Raw genomic sequence first — 14,094 nt, 5'->3', positions numbered from 1 at the left:
TTCTACTCGCTTAAGACCTCGTCACCATTAACGATGGTCTGGATTATTTGATAGTCACGGGTGAACACCGTCAGGTTCGCCGTTTTTCCGGCTTCAATGGAACCTAACTTATCCTCCACACCCATAGCGCGGGCTGGATACAGCGTTGCCATCCTCAGCGCTTCATCCAGCGAAATGCCGACATGTTCGACGCTGTTGGCCACAGCTTCGATCATAGTCAGCGCAGATCCACTGAGCGTGCCGTTTTCGTCAACGCAGAGTCCATCCCGATAGTATATTGTTTTTCCTGCAAAAATGAACTGGTCAATGTTCGCACCAGCAGGCGCGGTGGCGTCGGTCACCAGCACCAGCCTGTCGCCTTTAATGCGTTTTGCATTACGGATATTAACGTAGTCGACGTGCAGGCCATCCGCGATTATGCCGCAGTAAACCGCTGGCGAATCAAACAGCGCGCCGATTAAGCCGGGTTCGCGGCCTGTCAACGGCGGCATAGCGTTATAAAGGTGAGTAGCGAAACTGATGCCCGCAGAAATGCCCTGACGTGCTTCATTGCAGGTGGCATAAGAATGGCCGGCAGAGATAATGATGCCGGCCTGGCGCAGCTGGCGAATAACGGTGGCATCGACCTGCTCAGGGGCCAGCGTGATTTTAGTGATGACGTCGCTGTTTTCGCACAGGTAGTCGACCAGCGCCTGCTCGGGGCGGCGGATTAGCGCCGGATTATGCGTGCCTTTTTTTAGCGGATTCAGCCATGGTCCTTCCAGATGCAGGCCCAGCGCCTGATTGGCGTTTTGCGCCAGGTAAGCGCGCATTACTTCTACCGCGCGCTTTATCAGCTCGTCGCTGCTGGTGATCAGCGTCGGCAGAAAACTGGTGCAGCCTGATTTTTCATTGGCTTTTTGCATAATATTCAGCGTTTCTACGCTGATGGCGGCAATATCGTCGTTAAACTGCACGCCGCCGCAGCCGTTCAGCTGCAAATCGATAAAGCCGGGAGCGATCAGCGCGCCTTGCATATCACGGCGAACGATGTCGGCAGGCAGCTCCTCCAGCCTGCAAACGCGGTTAATCAAGCCATTGGCGATAACAACGGCGTGATTATCCAGTATTTCATAGCCGGTAAAAATTCGGCCCTGAGTTAAAGCATACATAATAGTCTCCCGGCTTTATCGGGTTCAGTTCCGATAATCCTGTGCAGATGAGTTACAGATTTTCCATGTTTTCCGCTTCCATTTCGCGGAAATATTTAACCGTTTTAACTTTCAGTTCCATGGTGGCCGGTTCGTCGCAGACCACCACAGATTTCGCATGCAGTTGCAGGCAGCTAATGGTCCACATATGGTTGACGTTGCCTTCTACCGCGGCCTGCAGAGCCTGCGCTTTAAGATGGCCTGTCACCAAAATCATTACTTCTTCTGCATCCAACAGCGTACCCACGCCCACGGTCAGCGCATACTTAGGTACCTGATTAACGTCGCCGTCGAAAAAGCGGGAGTTCGCCAGGCGAGTATCATGCGTCAGGGTTTTGATACGAGTGCGGGAAGCCAGCGATGAGGCAGGCTCATTGAATGCGATATGCCCGTCGTTACCCACGCCGCCCATAAACAGATGAATTTTGCCGTAAGCACGGATTTTTTCTTCATACTGGCGGCATTCTGCGTCAATATCCGCCGCGTTGCCATTAAGAAGATTGATATTTTCTGGCTGAATATCAACATGATCGAAAAAGTTGCGATACATAAAGCTGTGATAGCTCTCCGGATGCGTCTTAGGCAGGCCCACATACTCATCCATGTTAAAGGTCACCACATTTTTAAAACTAACCTGGCCTGCTTTATGCATTTCAATCAGATGGCGGTAGGCTTCCAGCGGCGTGCCGCCGGTAGGTAAACCGAGCACAAACGGACGTTCTGCCGTGGGTTGAAAAGCGTTAATACGGTTTACAATATGACGAGCGGCCCATTTGCCGACCTGGTTTGGCGTTGCAAGGGGAATCAGTCTCATTTTTTAACCTCTTGATAGGAAGTATTTGGAATAATAAAAAGCTAACGTGCTGCTGTAAGCCTAACCTGGCTGGGCAGCAAAGCGGAAAAACCACCGATAATCATTTTTTTTATCATAAAATAAGTGGCGAAATGTCGCCAGCAAGTTGCGATAAAAATTGCAGGGTTTGGTGATAAAAATCACAAATGCTGCGGTTTTAATTTGCGTGACGAATTAATTTTTTCCTAAACTGCAGCGGATAAATTTCAGGCCATTCAGCAAGCAGTCAAGCCAATAAAAAAACTGTATTACTGGCGACTCATCGGTTCTCATAGGGGGAAGAGTGAATATTTTAGGATTTTTCCAAAGGCTGGGGCGCTCTTTACAGCTGCCGATAGCCGTGCTGCCGGTCGCGGCGCTGATGCTGCGCTTCGGCCAGCCCGATCTACTCAATACGCCGTTTATCGCGCAGGCCGGTGCGGCGATTTTCGAAAATCTCGCGCTGATCTTCGCCATCGGGGTTGCCTCGACCTGGTCAAAAGATAACGCGGGCGCCGCTGCGCTGGCAGGCGCTGTTGGCTATCTGATCCTGACCAAAGCCATGGCGACCATTAATCCGGCGGTCAATATGGGCGTACTGGCGGGGATTATCGCCGGTCTGGTGGCGGGCGTAGCCTATAACCGCTGGGCGGATATCAAACTTCCCGACTTCCTGAGCTTTTTCGGCGGCAAACGCTTTGTGCCTATCGCGACCGGCTTCTTCTGCCTGATCCTGGCCGCTGTTTTCGGTTATGTCTGGCCGCCGGTACAGAACGCCATCCATGCGGGCGGCGAATGGATAGTATCGGCAGGCGCGTTTGGCGCTGGCGTGTTCGGTTTTGTTAACCGACTGCTGATCCCTACCGGGCTGCATCAGGTGCTGAATACCATCGCCTGGTTCCAGATCGGCGACTTTACTAACGCGGCGGGCGCTGTGTTCCACGGCGACATCAACCGTTTCTATGCGGGCGACGGCACGGCGGGCATGTTTATGTCCGGCTTCTTCCCTATCATGATGTTCGGCCTGCCGGGCGCGGCGCTGGCAATGTATATGGCTGCGCCAAAAGCGCGTCGTCCTATGGTGGGCGGCATGCTGCTCTCTGTAGCGGTCACCGCTTTCCTGACCGGCGTAACGGAGCCGCTGGAATTTTTGTTTATGTTCCTGGCACCAATGCTCTATCTGATCCACGCCATTCTGACCGGCATTAGCCTCTATGTGGCAACGGCACTGGATATTCACGCTGGCTTCTCCTTCTCTGCGGGTGCCATCGACTATGCGCTGATGTACAACCTGCCGGCAGCCAGTAGTAACGTCTGGATGCTGCTGGTTATGGGCGCGATTGCTTTTGTGCTCTACTTCGCTCTGTTCAGCGCGGTCATCCGTATGCTGAACCTGAAAACGCCGGGTCGTGAAGAAGCGACAGCGCCGGTAACGGAAGAAGCCAACAGCAATACAGAAGAGGGGCTGGAGCAGCTCGCTCGCCACTATATCGCAGCGGTCGGCGGCTCTGACAATCTGAACGTCATTGATGCCTGCATTACCCGTTTACGTCTTTCCGTCAAGGATTCCGCGCAGGTTAATGATGCAGCCTGCAAGCGTCTTGGCGCGTCGGGCGTGGTGAAGCTGAACAAGCAGACCATCCAGGTCATTGTCGGCGCGAAGGCCGAGTCCGTAGCAGAAACAATGAAAAAACTTATCGCCAAAGGCCCAATCGCGCCGGTCGCGGTCAGCGCTGCTGCGGTAACCAGCGCGCCCACCACGCCGCCGGTTACGCAAACCCCGGTTCAGGCTAAGGGCGTAGTTGAAACGCTGCTAGCGCCGGTCAGCGGCGAGGTGGTGGCGCTGGAGCAGGTGCCGGACGAAGCCTTTGCCAGTAAAGCGGTAGGCGAAGGTTTGGCGATCAGACCAACCGGCAACACGGTGGTTTCACCTGCCAGCGGCACCGTCGTTAAAATCTTCAACACCAACCACGCGTTTTGCCTGGAAACGGCAAAAGGCCTCGAAGTGGTCGTGCATATGGGCATTGATACCGTAGCGCTGGAAGGCAAAGGCTTTACGCGGCTGGTGGAAGAGGGCGCGCAGGTCGAAGCTGGCCAGCCGGTGCTGGAGATGGATCTGGCTTGGCTAAACGGCAATGCGAAGTCGATGATCAGCCCGGTAGTGGTCACCAATATCGAAGATTTCAGCGGTATCCGGCTGGTAGCCGGAGCGACCGTAACGGCGGGTGAGAGTCCGCTCTGCGAAATCATCGGCTAAGGGGAGCGCCAGCAATAAGGGCGGGAAGCGATTCCCGCCCTTTTTTATGTGATATACCAACAAACGGTTGTTTCCCTTCGCGGCTTTGTGGATCATACTCCGTTATTTCACGTACTAAAGTATTCCAGAGGATATTGAGATGAGTGAGGCTGAAGCCCGCCCAACTAACTTTATTCGTCAGATCATCGACGAAGATCTGGCGAACGGTAAGCACAGCAGCGTGCATACCCGCTTCCCGCCGGAGCCGAACGGCTATCTGCACATTGGCCATGCCAAGTCCATTTGCCTCAACTTTGGCATCGCTCAGGATTATCAGGGGCAGTGCAACCTGCGCTTTGACGATACCAACCCGGTTAAAGAAGACCTGGAATATGTCGAATCCATCAAGCGCGACGTGCAGTGGCTGGGCTTCGAGTGGAGCGGCGACGTTCGTTACTCCTCTGACTATTTCGACCAGCTGCATCACTACGCGGTAGAACTTATCAACAAAGGCCTCGCCTATGTTGATGAGCTGTCGCCAGAGCAGATCCGCGAATATCGCGGCACGTTGACATCGCCAGGTAAAAACAGTCCTTACCGCGAGCGCAGCGTGGAAGAAAACCTGGCGCTGTTTGAAAAAATGCGCAACGGCGAGTTTGCAGAAGGCAGCGCCTGCCTGCGAGCGAAAATCGATATGGCCTCCAGCTTTATCGTGATGCGCGATCCGGTGATTTACCGGATTAAATTCGCCGAGCATCACCAGACCGGCAATAAGTGGTGCATCTACCCGATGTATGACTTTACCCACTGCATTTCCGATGCGCTGGAAGGCATTACCCACTCGCTCTGTACGCTGGAGTTTCAGGATAACCGCCGCCTCTATGACTGGGTGCTGGATAACATTACTATCCCAACGCACCCGCGCCAGTACGAGTTCTCGCGCCTGAATCTTGAATACGCCATCATGTCCAAGCGCAAGCTGAACCTGCTGGTCACCGAAAAAGTTGTAGAAGGCTGGGACGATCCGCGCATGCTGACCGTTTCCGGTTTGCGTCGCCGCGGCTATTCTGCCGCTTCGATCCGCGAGTTTTGCCGCCGTATCGGCATCACTAAACAGGACAATATCGTCGAGATGGCGTCGCTGGAATCCTGTATTCGTGACGATCTGAATGAAAACGCGCCGCGCGCGATGGCCGTTCTGGATCCGGTCAAGCTGGTAATTGAGAATCTGCCGGCCAATCACGAAGAAATCATTACCATGCCAAACCATCCGAACAAACCGGAGATGGGAACGCGTGAAGTGCCATTCAGCCGCGAAGTCTATATTGACCGCGCGGATTTCCGTGAAGAGGCCAACAAACATTACAAGCGTCTGGTGCTGGGCAAAGAAGTTCGCCTGCGCAACGCCTATGTGATTAAAGCCGAGCGCGTCGCCAAAGATGAAGAGGGCAATATTACCTGCCTGTTCTGCACCTGCGATGTCGATACCCTGAGCAAAGATCCAGCCGATGGCCGCAAAGTCAAAGGCGTCATTCACTGGGTTTCCGCCGAGCACGCGCTGCCAGCCGAATTCCGTCTTTACGATCGCCTGTTCAGCGTGCCTAATCCAGGTGCGGCGGAAGATTTTCTGACTACCATCAACCCGGAGTCACTGGTTATTCGCCAGGGCTTTGTTGAGCCGGGTCTGAAAACGGCGGAAGCTTCCAGTCCTTACCAGTTCGAGCGTGAAGGTTACTTCTGCGCGGACAGCGTCTACTCCAGCAGCAGCCATCTGGTGTTTAACCGCACCGTAGGCTTGCGCGACACCTGGGCCAAAGCGGGCGAATAAGCGTTTCTGTAATAAAACAGCAGCCTTCGGGCTGCTTTTTTTTTGGAAATTTTCCTTATTTTATTAACAGCTGAAATACATAAAATTTATAACCTGTCTCAGGTCATATTTTGCGTCTGAGAATAATGTAATTTATTGATAATTTTTGGCGCGAAAAATATACTTGCTGCGTTTTCCGGGGAATTAAAATTAATTAATTTTTATTATTTTCATCTTATTTAGCTTTTGTTTAATTCTTTTTCCGAGAAGGGTTTCTCATGCAAGATTTAAATTTTACGCGAAAAGCGTTGGCAATTGCTGTTGCCTGCGGCTCTGTATTCGTCGGCGGCTTTTACTCTCCTGCTTCTTTAGCCTCAGGTTTTATTGATGACGCCAGCCTGACCGGCGGTATTTATTACTGGCAAAGGCAGCGAGACAGAAAAGAAATGGATCCGGTTCATAATAAATATGGGCAGTATACAGAAAACCTTCATCATGCCACTTTTAACGGCAGTCTTGATTTCTCATCGGGCTACGCGGCGGATTTTGTTGGCCTGGAACTGGGGGTTAATGGCGCGTTGCAGCTGGCGGGAACCGGGCCAGCAGCGCCAAATGAAATCGCGTTCAGCAACGTAAAAAATCGCTGGGATGAAAGGTTTGATGGCGATGCCAGCGGTGCCTCTTTTTATAAAGCTGCGTTAAAATTTAAATATGATAATTATTGGTTAAGAGCTGGTTATATTCAGCCGCAGGGAGAGACGCTAATTGTGCCGCAGTGGGGGTTTGTACCTGGAACCTATCGCGGATTTGAAACGGGCGCGCTGTATGATTTTGACGATGCGGGCGCGCTTTCGCTCTCCTATATGTGGACAGATGAGTATAAAGCGCCCTGGTATCGGCAAATGTACGAATTCCGCAAGCCCGATTTAAAAACCAGAATAAACTATCTGCATTCGGTCGGCGTAAAATACGATTTTAAAAATAAACTGGTGCTGGAAGCTGCGTTGGGCCAGGCCGAAAACTATATGGAACAATATTTTACCGAAGCTTCCTGGGCCTTTCCGGTTGCCGGCAACGATCTGCATACCAGCTGGCAATTTTACGGGGCGCGGAATAAAGAGCAGGGCGGCGTAAATAATATTAATAATGTGTATGACGGGCTGGCCTGGCTACAGGCCGTGACGCTGGGCTATAAAACCGGCCCGTTTGATTTCCGTGTCGAGGGCACAATGGTGAAAGCCCGCGGCAATCAGGGTTTCTTTCTGGCGCGCATGACGCCGGTTGGCGCGACTTCCAACGGCCGTAACGATGTCTGGTGGGATTCGCGCAGCGACTTTAATGCCCATGGTGAAAAATCACTGTTTGCGGGCGTGCTTTACGATCTTAATGGCTGGCAGCTTCCCGGCTGGGCAGTTGGTACTTCTTATGCCTATGGCTGGGATGCCCGTCCCTCCACCAACCCAATCTACGATCAGAGCCTGCGTCGTAGCGAATCCGCATGGAATATGGATTTGCGCTATACGGTGCCGCAAGGGCGCGCCAAAGATACTCAGATCAATCTGCACTATACGCGCTACAAAAATCACTCCGATATCCCCAGCTTCAGCGGCGGTTACGGAAATATGTTCCAGGACGAGAAAGACGTGAGACTGACGGTTATCGCGCCTTTTACCGTGTTTTAAAGTCAGGAGATGCTAAACCTCTTGCGGATAAAGCGGCGCCGTCGCGGCGTCTTTTTTCGCTCGCAGCAGGCGGCTCCTTTAATAACGGATGAGAAAAGTGATGAAAAAAATCAAACTGACAGCGATAGCCACGACGCTGTTATCGGCAACGATCTGCGGCGGTGCCGTGGCGGATCAGAGCGTTGTTGATCAGATTAGCCAGTTTGGCGTGAAGTACACCGTCAACGATAACCATGCCGCGCTGCATGGTATTGACTGCGCCGCATTGGGCGCAGACTGGGCCTCCTGCAACCGGGCGACCATTACTTTAACCAATCCCGGCAAGGCCATTACCAGCAAAGACTGGGCTATCTGGGTGCCCAATATACGCCAGACGCTGCGTGTCGATAATGACCAGTTCCGAATGGTGCATGTGACAGGCGATCTGACGCGGCTGGAGCCCACCGAAAAGTTTAAAGGTTTTGCCGCAGGCGAGTCGGTGGAGATCCCCATCATCAACGAATACTGGCAGCTTTTTATCACTGACGTGATGCCGCGCTGGTACGTGACTTCTGAAAATGCGCGGCCCGCGATTATCGCCAGCACGGATACAGAGGATCTGAATTCATTTGTAGCGCCAATGGACAAACACTGGCAAAGAACCGCTGAAGATCGCAACGTGCTGATGACGCCAGAAAGCCGCTTTGCGAAAAATAGCGATACTGCGCCGTTGGCGGCTGAGGCCTTGCGCGGCCAAATCGTACCGACGCCCCTGCACGTTACTCTTTATGAGCAGGACGCGAATTTAAGCCAGGGCGTAGAGTTTGAACTGGCGGGGCTTAGCAGCGCCTCGGCAGAAGCGATCGGAGAACGTTTTGCGCTGATGGGCGTGGCGGAAAGCCCGCGGGGCTACCCCATTAAAAGCAAAATTTCTCCTGAGGCGTTCAAAGGCAAAGAAGCGGTTTCCGGCGCCTATAAGCTGAGCGTCAGAGCGGATAAGGCGCAGATCGAGGGCTTTGACGAGGCTGGCGTCTACTACGGCATGATGTCCATCCTTTCGCTGCTGCCAGCCAGCGGCGAGCAAAAAATTGCTACGCTGGATGTCGTCGACGCGCCTCGCCTGGCTTACCGCGGTATTTTTCTTGATATTGGCCGTAATTTCCACAGCAAAGAGGCAGTGCTGCGCCTGCTGGATCAGATGGCGGCCGTGAAGCTGAATAAATTCCATTTTCACCTCAGCGATGACGAAGGCTGGCGCATTGAAATCCCGGGCCTGCCAGAGCTAACCGACGTTGGCTCGAAACGCTGCCACGATTTAACGGAGCAGCGCTGCCTGCTGCCGCAGCTGGGATCCGGGCCTTTTGCCGACGCGCCAGGCAACGGCTACCTGAGCCGCGATGATTATATTGATATCCTGCGCTATGCGAAGGCTCGCGCCATTGAGGTTATTCCTGAGATAGATATGCCCGCGCACGCCAGGGCAGCGGTAGTTTCGATGGAAGCTCGCTACAACAGGCTGATGAAAGAGGGCAAAACTGCTGAGGCGAATGAGTATCGCCTGGTGGATCCCAGCGATACCTCGAATACGACTTCCGTACAGTTCTACAATCGCACCAGCTATCTGAATCCTTGCCTGGATTCCTCGACGCGCTTTGTCGATAAGGTAATTAGTGAGATTCAGGCGATGCACCAGGCCGCTGGCGTGCCGCTGACAACCTGGCATTTTGGCGGCGACGAAGCGAAAAATATCCGTCTCGGCACGGGCTATACCGATGTGGCGAAGCCGGAAGCAGGCAAAGGCCTGGTTGATCTGAGCCGGGAAGACAAACCCTGGGCGAAATCGCAGGTTTGTCAGGCGCTGGTTAAAGCTGGCAAGGTTGCCGATATGGATCATTTGCCCAGCTACTTTGGCAAAAAAGTCAGCGAGCTGGTTAACGCGCACGGCATTGAGAAAATGCAGGCGTGGCAGGACGGCCTGAAAGAGGCGCAGGGCGCGAAGGATTTCGCCACCAGGCGTGTCGGCGTAAACTTCTGGGATACGCTGTTCTGGGGAGGTTACGACAGCGCGAAAGAGTGGGCTGGCAAAGGCTATGAGGTAACGCTTTCCAACCCGGACTATCTCTATATGGATTTCCCTTATGAAGTTAATCCGCAGGAAAGAGGCTACTACTGGGGCACCCGTTTCAACGACGAGCGCAAAATGTTCACCTTTGCGCCGGATAACCTGCCGCAAAACGCAGAGACTTCGGTGGATCGCGACGGCAACTTCTTTAGCGCTAAATCTGACCGGACATGGCCTGGCGCTTATGGCATCTCGGCCCAGCTCTGGAGCGAAACAGTGCGCACCGACGAGCAAATGGAATGGATGATCTTCCCACGCGCCATTTCCGTTGCGGAACGCGGCTGGCATCGCGCGCAATGGGAGCAGGACTATCAGGCGGGGCGCGAGTATAAAGGCGGCGAAACTGAGTATGTCGATCGGGCGGCGCTGAACCGGGACTGGCAGCGTTACGCTAATCTGCTGGGACAACGAGAACTGGCGAAAATGGATAAAGCCGGAATCTCTTATCGTCTGCCACAGCCGGGCGCGCGTATCCATGCTGGCGTACTGGAAGCTAATATCGCGCTACCGGGGATCGCAATCGACTATTCGCTGGATAACGGCAAGAGCTGGCAGCGCTATGACGACAGCGCCCGTCCGCAGGTTTCCGGCAAGGTGCTGATTCGCTCCGCCAGCAGCGATGGCAAGCGCTTTAGCCGCACAGAAAGCCTGGAGAGCGTCGAAAAATAAGAAACGGCTATAAAGCAGCGGCGGAAAACGGCCAACATGCTATCGGCCATTTTCCGCAAGGCAAAAAAAAACCGGCGAGCGATCGCCGGTTTTTCCGTTTAAACAAATTACTTATCGTGCAGCGTATCGTCTTCGCGGCAGTCGCCGGTAGCGCAGTGGCCGTAAAGATAGAGACTGTGGTTACTCAGCTTGATACCGTGTTTCGTAGCGATATCACGCTGGCGGGATTCAATGGATTCATCGCTGAATTCAATAACTTTGCCGCAGTCCAGGCAGATCAGGTGATCGTGATGGTGCTGCTGCGTCAGTTCGAAAACGGATTTGCCGCCTTCAAAGTTATGGCGGGTAACGATCCCCGCATCGTCAAACTGGTTCAGAACGCGGTAAACCGTCGCCAGGCCAATCTCTTCGCCCATGTCGATCAGGCGTTTATACAAGTCTTCCGCACTGACGTGATGGCACTCTGGTTCCTGAAGCACTTCCAGAATTTTCAGTCGAGGAAGCGTGACTTTCAGGCCGGCCTTCTTTAATGCGGTGTTATTGTCAGTCATGCGGATATTGTCCTGTTACTTTGCTGGTCACTAAGTGGCTGAAAAGCCCTGAGCATCGGTCGACGCAAAAGCTGAGCGTCTCATTATAGAACTGATGCCTTGAAGAAACCACAGCGGCGATGCAAAACCATCAGGGGATGTAAGGATAAGAAGTCGTTACGTCCGTAAAGCTGGCACCCCTTTGCGCTGGGTTATGATTTCGTGCTGCCCGAACTTTATTGTCGCCGGGGCGTAAAGCATGCAGGAGGGCAGCGTAGCGCTATTCTACCTTTTTGTCGGTAAAAGTTACAGATATGTATCTATTACTGCTATAGGAAAAACCGTAGAAGCCCGCACGAAGGGTTTGTTCGGCGGGCCTTTGTATCAGGCTTCGAGGATGTCTTTTAACTGAAGCTCATCGGAAATCTGTTTGACCCACTTGTCGACGCGTTCGTTGGTCAGTTCCGGCTGGCGATCTTCATCGATAGCCAGGCCCAGGAAGTGGTTGTCGTCCGCCAGGCCTTTAGAGGCTTCGAAATCGTAGCCTTCGGTCGGCCAGTGGCCTACGATCACCGCGCCATTAGGCTCGATAATATCGCGAATGGTGCCCATTGCGTCGCAGAAATACTCTGCGTAATCTTCCTGGTCGCCGCAACCGAACAGCGCTACCAGCTTGCCGTTGAAGTCGATCTCTTCCAGCGTTGGGAAAAAATCATCCCAGTCGCACTGCGCTTCGCCGTAATACCAGGTCGGGATGCCCAGCAGCAAAATATCAAAGGCTTCAAGGTCTTCTTTGCTGCTTTTAGCGATATCATGAACTTCAGCTACCTCGGTACCGAGCTGCTTCTGGATCATCTTTGCAATGTTTTCCGTATTGCCCGTATCGCTGCCAAAGAAAATGCCTACGATTGCCATGAGTTTAATAACCTCTTGAAACTTAATGATATGCGGCGGCTAGCCTGAAAATGTTATCGGCAATGATAGCAGACAGCCACAGGGGGATAAACGGCTAATCCGCCCGCATTTGTCGCTTTGTGCTTTACCTTAGCGCTTCGGCCCGGCTAACTGCGCCATGACCATCTCTTCTATCAGCTCGCTGCGGCTCATATTGCGCTGCTCGGCAAGCTGGTTAAGGGCATCGACCGCGTCGCTGTTCATTTTCAGCTCTACGCGCTTCAGCCCGCGCACTTTATCACGCTTGAGCTGGTTGCGTTTGTTGATACGCAGCTGCTCGTCACGTGCCAGCGGATTAGTTTTGGGTCGTCCCGGACGACGCTCGTCTGCGAACAGGTCGATCGTGGTGCGGTCCGTGTTTTCTTTTGCCATAGAATCGTGATACTGAAGGCTGGAGTTCTGATGGATTAGGCCATTAACGTCGGCGGCCGGAACCGCCGTCAAATTTTAGCGCGCCATCATACCCCAGCGAAAGTCGCGACGGCAATTATTTAGCTTTTTGCTGAAACATTTGTTTTCACAGGGCAAAAAAACGACGGATGGCGCGCAAAACGGCATCAGGTTTCTCTGCATGCGCCCAATGGCCCGCGCCAGCGATCACATGAGCGCGCGCAGCGGGGAACTGTTCCAGCAAGGCTTCGCGATACGTTTCCTGAATATAGGGCGAAAGCTCACCGCGAATAAACAGTGCGGGATGCGGCCAGGCAGGCAGGCTTTCCCAGCCGATAAGGCGATCGTAGCTCTGCCGCAGCGCGGGCACGTTAAAGCGCCACTCACCGTTGTGAAAAGATTTTAGCAGAAACTGAATAACGCCTTCTTCGTCTATAGTTTTACGCATCAGCGCGGCGGCTTCGCTACGCTGGGTGACGCCCGCTTCGCTGACGGCGGCGAGAGCGGCGAAGATGTGGTCATGATGACGTTGCTGATAAGCCACAGGCGCGATATCAATAACGGCCAGTTGCTTAACGCGTTCCGGTGCAAGAGAGGTCAGCATCATGGCGATTTTACCGCCCATGGAATGCCCGATAACGTCAAACTGGTCGACGTTGAGTTCATCCAGCGTTTCCAGCACGTCTCGCGCCATTGCAGCATAGCTGACTTCCTCGGAGCGGGGCGAAAGACCATGATTACGGACATCGATTTGGATAATCCAGCGATCCGCTTTCAGGTCGCGCGCAAGGACACCAAGGTTGTCCAGGTTGCCGAAAAGACCGTGAATCAGCACGATGGGTGCGCCAGAAACGGCCAGTTGTTCAGATTGCAGGCGGAAATTCAATTTCATGGCAAACTTCTTACAGAGGAGACGAGGGGTTAGGTTATCATAAATTCACGATTTTCTGCCGCGGCAGCAGCCCCTCACATTTTACGGCATATTCCGACTTTTGCCTGCAAACGGGGCTGGCGCTACAACCCGGCAGGATTTAACTTTATAATCCTCGTGTTAGAGTCGGGCCGCGCCGAAAAGCGCACCGTAACCGGCTCTTATCAGCAATAATCGTACTGGATCAAGATGAAAACTATTGAAGTCGACGAAGAGCTCTACCGTTATATCGCCAGCCACACTCAGCATATTGGTGAAAGCGCCTCTGACATTTTACGCCGCATGCTGAAATTCTCGGCGGGCCAAACGGCGGCGAAAGCGCCTGCGCCAACGCCAGTGCCTGCGCCGGTCGCGGTCGCCAGCGTGCAGGAAACGGCTGTGAAAGAGGTTTCCCGCCCGCAGGAGAAAGTTCGCGCCGTACGCGAGCTGCTGCTGTCGGACGAGTATGCCGAGCAGAAAAAAGCGGTTAACCGTTTTATGCTGATCCTGTCGACTTTATACAATCTGGATCCCAAAGCGTTTGCCGCCGCGACCGAGTCGCTGCATGGGCGCACGCGCGTCTACTTTGCCGGTAATCAGCAAACACTGGTACAGAACGGCACCCATACCAAGCCGCAGCATATTCCCGGCACGCCGTATTGGGTGATCACCAACACCAACACAGGCCGCAAGCGCAGCATGATCGAACATATCATGTCGTCCATGCAGTTCCCGACGGAACTGGCGGACAAAGTTTGCGGCACACTCTAAACACAGCGTCAGGGAGAAGCGC

The 14,094-nt window shown here is 53.5% G+C and carries 11 protein-coding genes; 5 read left to right on the top strand and 6 right to left on the bottom strand.

Annotated elements, in window-relative coordinates:
- Positions 1-2: 2 nt before the first annotated feature.
- Positions 3-1,151 (bottom strand): N-acetylglucosamine-6-phosphate deacetylase, encoded by a 1,149-nt coding sequence (gene nagA / locus ACETPC_RS20875; RefSeq protein WP_380184399.1) that lies wholly within the window; start codon positions 1,149-1,151, stop codon positions 3-5.
- Between the two features lie 52 nt (positions 1,152-1,203).
- On the bottom strand, positions 1,204-2,004 hold the full coding sequence (gene nagB / locus ACETPC_RS20870) for a glucosamine-6-phosphate deaminase (protein WP_380184398.1): 801 nt from the start codon (positions 2,002-2,004) through the stop codon (positions 1,204-1,206).
- Positions 2,005-2,326: 322 nt separating this feature from the next.
- Between nagB and nagE the strand changes: the two genes are divergently transcribed.
- The 4 genes from nagE (at position 2,327) to ACETPC_RS20850 (ending at position 10,517) form a co-directional block, all read left to right on the top strand.
- A complete protein-coding gene (gene nagE, locus ACETPC_RS20865; protein WP_380184397.1) occupies positions 2,327-4,279 on the top strand; it encodes a PTS N-acetyl glucosamine transporter subunit IIABC in 1,953 nt (650 codons plus the stop codon).
- A gap of 139 nt (positions 4,280-4,418) precedes the next feature.
- Positions 4,419-6,086: a glutamine--tRNA ligase gene (gene glnS, locus ACETPC_RS20860; RefSeq protein WP_380184396.1), complete on the top strand. Its 1,668-nt coding sequence runs from the start codon at positions 4,419-4,421 to the stop codon at positions 6,084-6,086.
- 257 nt (positions 6,087-6,343) lie between these two features.
- Entirely contained in the window at positions 6,344-7,747 is a 1,404-nt protein-coding gene (locus ACETPC_RS20855; RefSeq protein ID WP_380184395.1) for an OprD family outer membrane porin, read from the top strand.
- 100 nt (positions 7,748-7,847) lie between these two features.
- Positions 7,848-10,517 carry a beta-N-acetylhexosaminidase gene (locus tag ACETPC_RS20850; protein ID WP_380184394.1) on the top strand — a complete coding sequence of 890 codons (2,670 nt, stop codon included), beginning with the start codon at positions 7,848-7,850 and terminating at the stop codon, positions 10,515-10,517.
- Between the two features lie 107 nt (positions 10,518-10,624).
- Here the strand turns inward: ACETPC_RS20850 and fur are convergent, their stop codons facing one another.
- From fur to ybfF, 4 genes are all read right to left on the bottom strand, one after another.
- A complete protein-coding gene (gene fur, locus ACETPC_RS20845; protein WP_336143781.1) occupies positions 10,625-11,068 on the bottom strand; it encodes a ferric iron uptake transcriptional regulator in 444 nt (147 codons plus the stop codon).
- A 363-nt stretch (positions 11,069-11,431) separates the two neighbouring features.
- Positions 11,432-11,962, bottom strand: coding sequence for a flavodoxin FldA (gene fldA / locus ACETPC_RS20840; RefSeq protein ID WP_380184393.1), 531 nt, complete (start codon positions 11,960-11,962; stop codon positions 11,432-11,434).
- A gap of 129 nt (positions 11,963-12,091) precedes the next feature.
- A complete protein-coding gene (gene ybfE / locus ACETPC_RS20835; RefSeq protein ID WP_380184392.1) occupies positions 12,092-12,373 on the bottom strand; it encodes a LexA regulated protein in 282 nt (93 codons plus the stop codon).
- A gap of 145 nt (positions 12,374-12,518) precedes the next feature.
- On the bottom strand, positions 12,519-13,283 hold the full coding sequence (ybfF, locus tag ACETPC_RS20830) for an esterase (RefSeq protein WP_380184391.1): 765 nt from the start codon (positions 13,281-13,283) through the stop codon (positions 12,519-12,521).
- Positions 13,284-13,511: 228 nt separating this feature from the next.
- On the opposite strand from ybfF, the gene seqA reads away from it, so the two are divergent.
- Positions 13,512-14,072: a replication initiation negative regulator SeqA gene (seqA, locus tag ACETPC_RS20825; protein ID WP_380184390.1), complete on the top strand. Its 561-nt coding sequence runs from the start codon at positions 13,512-13,514 to the stop codon at positions 14,070-14,072.
- Positions 14,073-14,094: the final 22 nt, after the last annotated feature.

It is taken from the genome of Pantoea sp. sgz302252 (assembly GCF_042610525.1).
Classification (GTDB): domain Bacteria; phylum Pseudomonadota; class Gammaproteobacteria; order Enterobacterales; family Enterobacteriaceae; genus Erwinia.
This window is presented reverse-complemented; position numbering and strand designations above follow the sequence as displayed.